At 40.1% G+C, this 12,916-nt stretch carries 11 protein-coding genes and 1 pseudogene; 8 read left to right on the top strand and 4 right to left on the bottom strand.

The genetic code is table 11. The features are described 5' to 3' along the window. The first annotated feature begins 16 nt into the window (after nt 1-16). The 3 genes and pseudogenes from EDC41_RS10710 (at nt 17) to EDC41_RS10695 (ending at nt 2,718) form a co-directional block, all read left to right on the top strand. Nucleotides 17-1,339, top strand: coding sequence for a cation:proton antiporter (locus EDC41_RS10710; RefSeq protein ID WP_006252232.1), 1,323 nt, complete (start codon nt 17-19; stop codon nt 1,337-1,339). A gap of 108 nt (nt 1,340-1,447) precedes the next feature. Continuing rightward, a pseudogene (locus EDC41_RS13700) lies at nt 1,448-2,475 on the top strand (YeeE/YedE thiosulfate transporter family protein). A 21-nt stretch (nt 2,476-2,496) separates the two neighbouring features. Continuing rightward, the gene (locus EDC41_RS10695) at nt 2,497-2,718 is read left to right on the top strand and encodes a sulfurtransferase TusA family protein (protein ID WP_006248546.1); all 222 of its coding nucleotides are present in this window, start codon (nt 2,497-2,499) and stop codon (nt 2,716-2,718) included. A gap of 62 nt (nt 2,719-2,780) precedes the next feature. Here the strand turns inward: EDC41_RS10695 and EDC41_RS10690 are convergent, their stop codons facing one another. From EDC41_RS10690 to dnaK, 4 genes are all read right to left on the bottom strand, one after another. Next, the gene (locus EDC41_RS10690; protein WP_006248547.1) at nt 2,781-4,289 is read right to left on the bottom strand and encodes a catalase; all 1,509 of its coding nucleotides are present in this window, start codon (nt 4,287-4,289) and stop codon (nt 2,781-2,783) included. Nucleotides 4,290-4,576: 287 nt separating this feature from the next. Next, nucleotides 4,577-5,716: a molecular chaperone DnaJ gene (gene dnaJ / locus EDC41_RS10685; RefSeq protein ID WP_006248549.1), complete on the bottom strand. Its 1,140-nt coding sequence runs from the start codon at nt 5,714-5,716 to the stop codon at nt 4,577-4,579. Nucleotides 5,717-5,881: 165 nt separating this feature from the next. Then, the gene (locus tag EDC41_RS10680; RefSeq protein ID WP_006252228.1) at nt 5,882-6,190 is read right to left on the bottom strand and encodes a hypothetical protein; all 309 of its coding nucleotides are present in this window, start codon (nt 6,188-6,190) and stop codon (nt 5,882-5,884) included. Between the two features lie 135 nt (nt 6,191-6,325). Further along, nucleotides 6,326-8,224 carry a molecular chaperone DnaK gene (gene dnaK / locus EDC41_RS10675; protein WP_006252227.1) on the bottom strand — a complete coding sequence of 633 codons (1,899 nt, stop codon included), beginning with the start codon at nt 8,222-8,224 and terminating at the stop codon, nt 6,326-6,328. A gap of 257 nt (nt 8,225-8,481) precedes the next feature. Between dnaK and EDC41_RS10670 the strand changes: the two genes are divergently transcribed. The 5 genes from EDC41_RS10670 to EDC41_RS10650 all read left to right on the top strand — a co-directional run bounded on the left by EDC41_RS10670 (nt 8,482) and on the right by EDC41_RS10650 (nt 12,690). Then, nucleotides 8,482-8,820 (top strand): P-II family nitrogen regulator, encoded by a 339-nt coding sequence (locus EDC41_RS10670; protein ID WP_006248552.1) that lies wholly within the window; start codon nt 8,482-8,484, stop codon nt 8,818-8,820. A 170-nt stretch (nt 8,821-8,990) separates the two neighbouring features. After that, nucleotides 8,991-9,536, top strand: coding sequence for a hypothetical protein (locus EDC41_RS10665; protein ID WP_006252225.1), 546 nt, complete (start codon nt 8,991-8,993; stop codon nt 9,534-9,536). A 204-nt stretch (nt 9,537-9,740) separates the two neighbouring features. Then, nucleotides 9,741-9,971, top strand: coding sequence for a membrane protein (locus EDC41_RS13920; RefSeq protein WP_020824273.1), 231 nt, complete (start codon nt 9,741-9,743; stop codon nt 9,969-9,971). Nucleotides 9,972-10,477: 506 nt separating this feature from the next. Next, a complete protein-coding gene (locus EDC41_RS10655; protein ID WP_020824272.1) occupies nt 10,478-10,735 on the top strand; it encodes an ESPR domain-containing protein in 258 nt (85 codons plus the stop codon). A 215-nt stretch (nt 10,736-10,950) separates the two neighbouring features. Beyond that, the gene (locus EDC41_RS10650) at nt 10,951-12,690 is read left to right on the top strand and encodes an autotransporter (RefSeq protein ID WP_115262474.1); all 1,740 of its coding nucleotides are present in this window, start codon (nt 10,951-10,953) and stop codon (nt 12,688-12,690) included. The last annotated feature ends 226 nt before the right edge of the window (nt 12,691-12,916 follow it).

The following is a 12,916-nucleotide window of genomic DNA, read 5'->3' as shown; positions in this document are numbered from 1 at the left end:
TTTATAGGAAAATGTTATGCAACTCTACTCGTATATCTGCCTGCTGTTTGGGCTTGCGATGTTTATTTCGTTTTTTACCCGAAAATTAAACGAAAATATTCAAACCACCATAGCTATTACAGCCTCTGCTCTTATAGGCTCCCTTCTTATTCTTACCTTCGGTTCTCTAGGCTGGTTTCACGTTGATAAACTTGTTGAACAACTCGATTTTAAAAGCTTCCTGTTAAACGGAATGCTGGGTTTCTTGCTTTTTGCCGGTTCACTTGGGATTAAACTACCGTTAATGAAAGAACAGCGTCGAGAAATTGCGGTTTATGCTTTACTTTCTACCTTAATTTCCACTTTCTTAATCGGTGCTTTGATTTATGGCGTGGCAAAACTATGTGGTTTGGAAATCGGTTTTGTTTATTGCTTGTTGTTCGGCTCACTGATTTCGCCAACCGACCCGATTGCCGTATTGGCAATTATCAAAAGCTTGAAAGCTCCAAAACGTCTTTCAATGCACGTTGAGGGGGAATCGTTGTTTAATGATGGTATCGGCTTAGTAATTTTTACCACTATCTTTGCGGTGGCTTTTGGCGGACAGGCTCCAACACTTAGCGGCATTACCGGGCTGTTCCTACAAGAAGCAGTAGGCGGTATTGTTTTTGGCTTATTAACCGGTTTTGTGGCACATAAATTTATTTCCGCAACTGATGACGGTAGCCTTGAAATTTTAATTACGCTAACGATTCCAACGGTCGGCTTTGTGATTGCAAACTACCTACACGTTTCAGGGGCATTAACAATGGTAGTTGCCGGTATTATGATTGGCAACTGGACTCGCCGTTCCGGTTTCTCCGAACAGAGCCAAAAATATCTTGATCACTTCTGGGAGATGATCGACCATTCATTAAACTACCTGTTATTCCTGCTTATCGGCTTAAGTACACTGTTAGTTGATTTCACCTTTATTGGTGGGGTGTTAATGTTGGCAGCAATTCCAATTTGTTTGCTTGCACGCTACATCAGCCTGTGGATTCCATACCAAGTGTTAAAACGCTTCCGCACTTATAATCCTTACACCTTACGCATTATGACTTGGGGCGGATTACGCGGTGGATTAGCCCTTGCAATGGCTCTTTCCGTACCGGCAGGGGCTGCGATGGTGTCAAGTTCGGAGGGAGAGCTTGATGTGCGAGATTTGATTCTGTTAATGACTTATGCGGTGGTCACTTTCTCAATTTTAGTACAAGGTTCAACGGTTGAACCGATGATAAAAAAATCCAAGTTAGTTGACCCAAGAAGAGTGGCGTTGAATAAATTAGGCGGGCCTGATGATCTTATTCCGCATATTTAATAGCATTGATATAACTGAATAACATATCATTTTGCTAAAGATTATTAGCCATCTAGACGGCTTTATATTTAAATACTTCTCACGTTAATTTGTTGAGAGGTATTTTTTATGTTATTCACAGGATTATTATGTGGCTTTCTACTCGGGTTTGTGATGCAAAGAGGGCGTTTTTGTATTACCGGAGCATTTCGTGATCTCTATGTAACAAAGAATAGCCGTATGTTTGTGGCACTTTTAATTGCAATTACGGTGCAATCGATCGGGACTTGGCTTTTGTATGAAGCCGGCTCTTTTAGTTCTCCGGCGGAAGATTTGCCTTTGCTTGCAGTGATCATTGGGGCATTTCTGTTTGGTATCGGCATTATTTATGCAAGCGGTTGTGCTACAGGAACGTGGTATCGTGCCGGTGAGGGTTTAATCGGCAGTTGGGTTGCACTGATTATTTATGGGCTGTTTTCTGCTTCTATGCGAACCGGTGTGTTAGCCCCACTTAATCAAGAGCTAAAAAGCAATGTAATTCAACACCGCACGATTTATGAAACATTTGGTATTTCCCCTTGGGTGTTAGTGTTTATTCTGAGTGTAATTACATTCGCATTAACCTTCTATCATTTAAGAAAACCGAGAGGTAAAACCATCACGTTAAAACCACGCAAAACCGGTTTAGCTCATATTCTGTTTGAAAAACGTTGGCACCCGTTTTGACGGCAGTGTTGGTAGGCTTAATTGCACTGCTTGCTTGGCCTCTTAGCAGTGCTGCCGGTAGAAACTTCGGCTTAGGCATTACTACGCCAAGTGCAAATTTGGTTCAATATTTTGTAACCGGTGAAGTTAAATTTATTAACTGGGCGGTATTTTTGGTGTTAGGGATTTTGATCGGCTCGTTTGTGGCTGCAAAGTTCTCGAATGAATTCCGTTTCAGAGTGCCAGATGCGACCACAATGTTACGCAGTGCAGGAGGCGGTGCATTAATGGGAATCGGTGCAAGCCTTGCCGGTGGTTGTTCAATCGGGAACGGATTAGTTGAAACAGCTTTCTTCTCTTGGCAAGGCTGGCTTTCATTACCAATAATGATTCTCGGTACATTTGTTGGAGCGTATTTTACGATTATCCGCCCACAGCGTTTAAAAGGTTAATTTTTTTAAGGAGTAATAAAGATGAACGTACGTTTACCTGCCTCAGGGCTTGTCTGCCCGTTTCCATTAGTCGAAGCCAAAGCGGCGATGGCAAAATTGAATAAAGGCGATAGCTTAACGATTGAATTTGACTGCACTCAAGCAACCGAAGCCATTCCAAATTGGGCGGAAGAGGAAGGCTATGAAGTTACCGATTACCAACAACTTGGCGATGCCTTGTGGGAAATTACGGTGGTTAAATAATTAGCAGTAAAAAAGCTCTACTTTCGTAGAGCTTTTGCTTTGAGTTTTGTATTCACTAAGGATTAGAGTAAACCCGGTTGACCTAATGCTGGGTCTGTTGCTCTTGCAGCAATAGCATCTTCAACCGTCATACCTAATGCTTTTGCCACACCTTCACCGTATGCCGGATCACAGGCATAGCAGTTACGAATATGACGGTATTTAATGAAGTCTAATGCATCGCCCATACCTGCAGCAGTATTATTGAATAATGCTTGTTTTTGTTCATCATTCATCATATTAAACAATACACGTGGTTGGCTGAAGTAGTCAGCATCATCTTCACGATAGTTCCAGTGGGCTGCATCACCATTAATTTTCAGTGGTGGCTCTGCATATTGAGCTTGTTCTTGCCATTTGCCGAAGCTGTTTGGTTCGTAGTGAATGGTACTACCGTAGTTACCGTCCACACGACCTTGACCGTCACGAGCGTTGCTATGAACCGGGCAACGTGGAGCGTTTACAGGGATTTGGTGGTGGTTCACACCTAAACGGTAGCGTTGAGCATCCGCATAGTTGAATAAACGAGCTTGTAACATACGGTCCGGAGACACGCTGATACCCGGCACTAAGTTGCTTGGTGCGAACGCAGATTGTTCAACATCAGCAAAGAAGTTTTCAGGGTTACGATTTAATTCAAACTCACCCACTTCAATTAATGGGTAGTCTGATTTTGGCCATACTTTGGTTAAGTCAAACGGGTGGTATGGTACTTTATCTGCATCAGTTTCAGGCATAATTTGAACAAACATTTTCCATTTCGGGAAATCGCCACGCTCAATCGCTTCGTATAAATCACGTTGGTGACTTTCACGATCGTTAGCGATAATAGCGGCTGCTTCTTCGTTAGTTAAGTTTTTAATGCCTTGTTGTGTATGGAAATGGAATTTCACCCAGAAACGCTCATTAGCTGCATTGATGAAGCTATAAGTATGTGAGCCATAACCGTGCATATGACGATATGAAGCCGGAATACCACGTTCACTCATTACAATAGTCACTTGGTGAAATGCTTCTGGTAATAATGTCCAGAAATCCCAGTTGTTAGTTGCAGAACGCATATTCGTGCGTGGGTCACGTTTAACCGCTTTGTTTAAATCCGGGAATTTACGTGGGTCACGTAAGAAGAACACAGGGGTGTTGTTACCCACCATATCCCAGTTACCTTCTTCGGTATAGAATTTTAATGCGAAACCACGAATATCACGCTCAGCATCTGCCGCACCACGTTCACCTGCAACGGTGGTGAAACGAGCAAACATTTCAGTTTTTTTACCGACTTGGCTAAAAATTGCCGCACGAGTGTATTTAGTGATGTCGTTAGTTACAGTGAAAGTACCGAACGCACCGGAACCTTTAGCGTGCATACGACGCTCAGGAATGACTTCACGCACGAAGTTCGCTAATTTTTCATTTAACCATAAATCTTGCGCTAATAATGGACCACGTGGACCCGCTGTTAAGCTGTTTTGGTTATCAACAACAGGTGCACCGTTGTTCATTGTCAAATGTGTAACAGGACATTTAGACATAATAGAATCCTCATAAATTAGAAATAAGATAGGTAATTAATCCGAAGAGAATTATAGGTGTTGTAGATTTTTTCTCAATCTATCAATTTGATAATTAATGACTATTAAATATTAATTTTAAATAGTTGACTTTAATTGTCAAGTATTCTGAGAAAGATGATAAGCGGTCATTTTTCCACTATTTTTTGCAGTATGTAGGTGTAAAAACTAACGGCCGAGAAGTAGATTTCAACAAAGAATAGATAATAAAAAAGTACATATTTAAGAAATATGTACTTTTTATAATTTTATTTGCCTAAGTTATCAAAGAATTTCTTCACACCATCAAAGAAACCTTCGTGTTTCGGACGATGTTTACCTTGTCCTTCTAAACTCTCTTCAAATTGTCGTAATAGTGCTTTCTGTTCTTCGGTTAAATTCACAGGCGTTTCGACCACCACTTTGCAGATTAAATCCCCTGCGTAGCCACCACGAGGGCTTGTTACCCCTTTGCCTCGTACACGGAATAGTTTACCGGTTTGAGTTTCTGCCGGAATTTTGAGTTTTAATTTGCCGTCTAAAGTTGGCACTTCAATTTCACCACCTAAAGCTGCAAGAGTAAAGCTAATCGGCACTTCACAGTATAAATTCGAACCGTCACGCTCAAAAATATCGTGTTCTTTAACGTGAATCACCACATATAAATCGCCTGCCGGTGCGCCATTTTCGCCTGCAGCTCCCTCTCTCGATAAGCGAAGTTGATTACCGGTATCCACACCTGCCGGAATGGTAACAGAGAGGTTTTTCGCTTTCTGTACACGTCCATCGCCGTGGCAAGAACGGCACGGTTTTTCAATGCGTTTACCTGTACCGTGACAACTTGGACAAACTGCCTCAGTCACAAAGAAACCTTGCTGACGGCGAACTCTGCCGGAGCCGTGACAATGCGAACAGGTTTCCACTTTGCTCCCTGCTTCCGCCCCTGTACCATGACAAGTATCACATTCAGCTAAGGTTTGAATGCGAATATCTTTTTTACAGCCTTTCACAGCTTCTTCAAGGGTGATCTCGATGTCGTAACGTAAATCATCGCCACGTACCACACGTTGGCGACGTCCACCGCCACCAAAGCCACCGCCAAACATTTCGCTGAAGATGTCTTCAAAACCACCGAAACCACCGCCGCCAAAGCCACCGAATCCGCCTGCACCGGCACCGCCTTGTTCAAAGGCGGCGTGACCGTATTGGTCGTACATCGCTTTTTTCTCGCTGTCGGTCAGCACGTCATAGGCTTCGGTAATCTCTTTAAATTTCTCTTCCGACTCTTTACTGCCTTGGTTTTTATCCGGGTGATGCTTTGCCGCCAAACGTTTATATGCTCGTTTGATGTCTTTCTCGCTTGCCCCTTTAGACAGTCCAAGGACTTCGTAATAATCTTTCTTTGCCATTGTTGTTCCGTTTGTAAATTTTTCTCTGTTTTTGACCGCTTGCCCTCGCCCCTTGTGGGAGAGCGTTTTATAGTAAAATAGGTTCTAGACAAGATGGTGCAAGCGTCCACGCTTGTACCAAATTTGATGGTTAAGCACAAGCGTGGACGCTTGCGCTATCAAAGCCTAACAATGCGGATTCACCGCAATATAAATTTCTACTTTGCCGTCTGCTAAATGTTTTTCAAAATCTTTGGTGTAAGCTCGTTTGAGCAAGCCTTGTTTAGCACGGTTTTCAATCACAGACCAAGTATCTACCAAAAGAGCCTCGGTGGTTGGAATTTGCTCAAACCAAACAAAATCGTCCATTAAAATCGGGGTATTGCTGTTTTCCATTTCTGTAGCAATGACCGTTTCACCACTTTTATGATCGTAAATTTTATAAAACGGTGGCTGTACATTTTCCGTTGTAGGGTAGAGTTTTAGCATTTGCAAAATTTCCTTTGAAAAGCACCGCTTGCACAGCCCCAAAGGGGCTGAATTATGTGTAACCTAGCACGGCTCGTGCTAGGTGGTATATATCTACACAAAAGGGGCGAAAGATATTTCGCCCCTACAAGTTACGCAAGATTATTTATTATCTTTCACTTCTTCAAATTCCGCATCGACCACGCCGTCATCTTTTTGGGATTGTTGTGGTTGCTCGCCGCCTTGGGTTTTTGCTTGGGCTGCTTGCATTAACGGTTCTGAAGCTTTGATTAACGCTTCGATTTTTGCTTCGATCTCCGCTTTGTCTTCGCCTTTTGCAGCGGTTTCTAATTCTGCAATGGCTGCGTCGATTTTCGCTTTGTCGTCTGCATTTAACGCATCGCCTGCTTCAGTAATTTGCTTACGGGTTGCGTGAGCAATACCATCTGCTTGGTTGCGGGTTTGAACTAACTCTTCAAATTTTTTGTCTGCTTCAGCGTTCGCTTCCGCATCACGCACCATTTGTTCTACTTCTTCATCGCTTAAGCCTGAAGATGCTTGGATTTTGATTTGTTGTTCTTTGCCAGTGTTTTTGTCTTTCGCAGACACGTTGATGATACCGTTCGCGTCAATATCGAAAGTTACTTCAATTTGTGGCATACCGCGTGGAGCTGGGTTGATGCCTTCAAGATTGAATTGACCTAACGATTTGTTATCCGCTGCACGTTTACGCTCACCTTGTAACACGTGGATGGTTACCGCAGATTGGTTGTCTTCCGCTGTTGAGAACACTTGCGATTTTTTGGTTGGGATCGTAGTGTTTTTCTCAATTAAGGTTGTCATCACGCCGCCCATTGTTTCGATACCCAATGAAAGTGGGGTTACGTCTAATAACAATACGTCTGTTACCGAGCCGCTTAATACGCCACCTTGCACTGCTGCACCGATTGCTACCGCTTCGTCTGGGTTCACGTCTTTGCGTGGTTCTTTGCCGAAGAAGTCTGCCACTTTTTTCTGTACTAATGGCATACGGGTTTGACCGCCCACTAAGATTACATCGTTGATGTCGCTAACTGATAAACCAGCGTCAGATAAAGCCGTTTTTAATGGCTCTAATGAACGGTTTACTAAATCTTCAACTAAAGATTCTAATTTCGCACGAGTCACTTTGATGTTTAAGTGTTTCGGACCACTTGCATCTGCTGTGATGTACGGAAGATTTACTTCAGTTTCTTGTGCCGAAGAAAGCTCAATTTTCGCTTTTTCCGCCGCTTCTTTCACACGTTGCATTGCCATTGGGTCGTTGCGTAAATCAACCGCTTGTTCTTTTTTGAATTCTTCTACTAGGTAGTTAATGACTCGGTTGTCGAAATCTTCACCACCTAAGTGGGTGTCACCATTGGTTGCACGCACTTCAAAGGTTTGCTCGCCGTCAAAGTTGTCGATTTCGATAATTGAAATATCGAATGTACCACCACCTAAGTCGTAAACGGCGATAGTTTGGTTCTCTTTCTTAGAATCTAAACCGTAGGCAAGTGCCGCCGCTGTTGGTTCGTTAATGATACGTTTAACATCTAAACCTGCAATACGACCCGCATCTTTAGTGGCTTGGCGTTGTGCATCGTTAAAGTATGCAGGCACAGTAATAACTGCTTCGGTTACCGGCTCACCTAAGAAATCTTCTGCGGTTTTCTTCATTTTTTTCAAGATTTCAGCAGAAATTTGTGGTGGTGCCAATTTTTCGCCTTTTACCGTTACCCACGCATCGCCGTTGTCTGCTTTGCTGATTTCAAACGGCATAATTTCAATATCACGTTGTACTTCTGCATCAGTAAAGCGGCGACCGATTAAACGCTTGATTGCAAATAAAGTATTTTTCGGGTTAGTAATTGCCTGACGTTTTGCCGGCTGACCAACTAAGGTTTCTTTATCGGTGTAAGCGATGATAGATGGCGTTGTTCTTGCCCCTTCCGCATTTTCAATTACACGAGGTTTGTCGCCGTCCATTACCGCAACACAAGAGTTTGTTGTACCTAAGTCAATACCAATGATTTTACCCATTTTATGATTCCTCTAATAATAAATTCAGTTTGAATAAGAAACGGGATTGCATTTCCCGTTCAGACGAAACCATAAATAAGGGCGAAAATGCACTGTTCAAGGGCAAAAATAAAAAAATTGCAAAATTTTTGGAAAAAGTAACCGCTTGTATGTGGGGGAGATTTGGCAGAATATTTCACGGAGAAAATACCTCCTACCTTGCATACCCCTCAATAGCTTTTTATACTTACGGCAACTCAAACAGAGAAGGATATAATATGAAACTGATTACTACCATTATCCAACCTTCAAAATTAGACCAAGTGCAAGATGCACTTTCAGAAATCGGTATTCAAGGAATGACTATTACCGAAGTAAAAGGCTTTGGACGCCAATATGGGCATACCGAACAAGAGCTTAGCCAAATGAGCCGCATTGACTTTCGTCCTAAAATTAAGGTGGAGATATTGGTTTCTAATTACCAAACCGATGAAGTGATCGATGCCATTCTCAATGCATCCTATTCTGGGCAAGTGGGTGATGGCAAAATTTATGTAGCGAATATTGAACAAGTTATCCGCACCCGTACCGGCGAAACTGACGATGAAGCAGTCTAGCCATTGTTAGCAGAGAAGCTTTTTATTATCGTGTTTTAGAGTTATATTTTCAACCTTACTAAAGCAAATTTTCTAATTTGGTGTGAATTAAATGTTTGTTTTTTGTGTAATACGGGTTATTATAGTAATCAAAAATAGTTAGGTTTTAATGGAAATAGACATTCTTTGTTATGCTAAATAAACACATTAATAAAATTATCAATTCTTCATTTTCTCTTGCATTTTTTACATTAACTAGTTTTGCTACCGCTTACTGTTACGGTTGGGGACAAGCCATATTTCATGGCTACCCTTGGTGGCATGTTGAAATCGGCAATGCCAGTATGGCAAGAAGTTTGGCTTATGTATTCGGTACTTCAGTTATCTTATTCTTGTGTTATGCGCTAGGTTATAGCTTACTAAATAAAGTTTTTCAGCTGCATTATTTCCGAAATCTAGGTTGGTTAAGGGTGATTGTGTTGGTTTCTGTATTTACAGTACCGGTTATTCTCACTTTTTACTTATTTACCGGTATAGTGCCTATTTATATCTCATTTATCTATATTTTTGTAAGTGGCGTGAGTGTATTCTTCTTCCGTAAGAGATGGAATAATACCAAGTTTGATCTAGACTTTAGAAAGATGCTATTAGGAGGAAGTTTTGCTCTGTTTAACATCTTTATTTTTCTCTATTTCAGTTTGCTCTCATTGCATATTGGTTATTTCGTGCCGGACTAAGAACTACCTATGATTACATCGAAATAGAGAATCAAAAATACTACATATTATCCACCAACAGTGATAACGGCTACATTATGGGAACAAAAATAAGAGGTAATCAATATTTCTTGTTTTTCAATCGTGATACTCATCAATACTATCATGTTCATATTGAACAATGTACGGATAGCCGATTATGCAAAGTAATAAATTGAGGTAATTATGGCATTACACCGTTGTCCAGAGTGTCGAAAGCGTATTAGCGACAGTTTAGAACATTGCATACATTGTGGCTTCTCGTTTAAAGAAGCCGATTTAGTGATATATCGGCAAAAGTTAGAACAGCGCCGATTACACAACCAGGAGATCAACCGCAAAAGCGTAAAATTACAACTTATTTGGTTATTTATTTTTATTGCGGTAATCGCTCTAGCAAGTTGGATAACTCATTGAAATAAAAGCCCGGTATTTACCGGGTTTTTTTATACCTAAAGAGAATAACAAAATAAAAAAGAACATGATTCTCGATTAAAACTGGAGTAAATATTCAATATTATAAGATTTTTCATAAAAAATAAGGGATAAAAACCAGTGATAACCTTATTATTAATATGGCTTTGTTGCATATTGGTTAATTAAAAATAGGTAGAATGTTAATAATTTTCCGTTTGGTATTTATTTGTAAATTAAGTATATTTTCTGTGTATTTGTTTGATTTATAAGGGGTTTTGTTAATTTTATTATCTTGATAATAAGAGAATTGTAAAGATGTTAAAAGATTGTTGAGGTTTTGAAGTGAAAATCTTACTATTATCGAGAGGACTGTCCTCTTATAAAGAGCAGTAAAGTTGTTTATTCGGTGGGTTGTAATTGCCGAATTATTTACGAAGTAAGCTTATTTCTAAGGTTAATTCTAACGTCAGAAATAAGCTTTTTTATATATCTAAAGGTATAAAATTATGAACAAAATATTTAAGGTTATTTTTAACCGAACGACGCAAAAAATGGAAGTTGTGTCTGAACTTGCTAAATCGCAAGGAAAAGCGGCATCCTCCACTGATGATCGTAGTAGTATTAGCCCTTTAGTGGGTGGGCTAAAAGGTTCTTTTTTAGTAGGTGGAACCGCGTTATTAATGATTTCGGCAATGCCGGCGGAGGCAGTTGTTTCTCAGGTAATAATGCTGGATATACTACAGGCGATTCTATTAACAAAATAGGGGATACATACGCTTATAACTATTATAATCCAGGTAGTCTTTCTTATAACGATCCTTTAAATATTGACAGAAGTACCACTGGGAATCTTTATAATGGAACGCTACATATAGAAGGTATTGGCATAGGTCGTAATACAGTTATTCAGAGTAGTCAAGTTACTTCTGGTTACAATAATGGTATTGCTATCGGTGACTATTCTAAATCGACAGGTGGTTTGTCTATTGCAATTGGTGGTTTATCTAAAGCGACAGATATCGGAGCAGTAGCTTTAGGTACATCTTCTTATGCTTCTGGGTTCAACTCATTCGCAGCAATGCGCCAATCTGCTGCAAGAGCTGATTATGCGGCAGCAATAGGTTCTTCTTGGGCAAATGCAACTGCAAGTTTTGCAATTGGTGCATCGGCAACTGCATTGGGTGAGCGTTCTTTTGCGATTGGTTCAGGTGTACCTCAGACTCTTGATCAAAATACTGGAGAAGCAAGACGAAGTATTTATGATGGTAATAATAATACTTTAGCTGCTGGTAAGGATTCATTTTCTATTGGTACTAAAGCAAAAACTAATGGTGATAGTGCTTTTGCAATTGGTACCAATGCACATTCTGGTAGCTTTAAAGTTGAGGCTAGTAATATTGGTGAATTAGGTGACATTACTGTTGCAGATAAAGATAAGGTTGCAAATAACGCTTTTGCTTTAGGTACAAATACTCGTGCATTATCAAACGATACTGTAGCTTTCTCAACTAATGCAACTGCACAGGGAGATGGTTCTATTGCTTTTGGTGTAAATACTAATACAACTGGTACGGGTGCAATTGCATTTGGTAATGCATCTAAGGCTTGGAAAGATAATGCTATTAGTATTGGTTGGAATGCAACTTCTCATGCAGAAAAAGTAATTACTATTGGTACCAATTCTACTGTAACTAAAGAAGGTGGGATGGCAATTGGTGATACAGCAAAATCGACTGGTAATAATTCTATTGCGGTAGGTTATACTTCAAATGTTAGCAACTCGAATGCAACAGCAATTGGTACTCGAGCGAATGTAACCCACGAAGGTGGTACTGCGATTGGTTTTGAAGCTGAGTCAATAGCTAACTATGCAACGGCGATTGCTTATAACTCAACAGCAAGTGGTGAAAGCTCTATTGCGGCAGGTGTAAACAGCACTGTTTCCGGTATTCGTGCAGCAGCGGTAGGTTATAACAATACTGTATCGGGTAATGACACCTTTGTATTAGGTTCTAATGTTACGGTTAATACTGTTGGTTCTGTAATTTTAGGCTCAGATTCCGCACAAGCAAAAGCGACTTATGAAAATACAGCAACTGTAGGTAAATTGACTTATAGTGGTTTCGCTGGTAACGATAATGTTGCTGAGGGTGATTACGTAAGTGTAGGTAATGCAACAAATGCTCGCCAGATTAAATTTGTAGCACCAGGTAATATCTCAAGCACTTCAACAGATGCAATTAACGGCTCTCAATTATATGCAACGAATAAAATGTTAGACAATGTGACTAATTCAGTTGTAAATAATTTTGGCGGTAATTCACAAGTTGATGCAAATGGTAATATCACATTTACAAATATTGGTGAAACAGGTAAAGATACTATTCATGATGCAATCAAAGCAGCTAAAACCCAAGTTAAACAGGGTTCTAATGTAAATGTTTCTAAAGCAACAGTTGATGGTACAGATGTATATACTGTCAATGCATATAACACTACTGTAAGTGCTGTTACAACGAATGGTAAAAACTACTTAAATGTAGCTGATAATTTTAATACTGGAACAAATACTACAAATTATGCGGTGAGTTTAACAGACGATGCGATTCGTGATTTCACTAAAGATAATGATACTGTTACTGGTGTAGTTGATGATGGTAAAGATTATAAGTTGAAAAAATTCCATCTCCAGAAGATGAAAATCGCACTTACAAAGTAAGCTTAAGTGATAAGGCAATTAATGAGTTCACAAAAGATACTTCTGCAACTGTGAAAGCTGGTTCTAATAGAATTAATGTAAACGGGGCAGCTAATACAACTAATCCAGATATTATGGATTATACGGTTGATTTATCTGTAGAAGATCAGACTTGATCTGACAATTCACTCTAAAAAGTGAGAGTTTCCCGTTTAGAATATGAGTGTCAAAAATCAATCTAAACAAA

Origin of the sequence: Mannheimia haemolytica, from assembly GCF_004342115.1 — a bacterium.
Lineage (GTDB): Bacteria > Pseudomonadota > Gammaproteobacteria > Enterobacterales > Pasteurellaceae > Mannheimia > Mannheimia haemolytica.
Note: the sequence above shows the minus strand (reverse complement) of the source record. Positions and strands in the feature narration are given on the sequence as shown.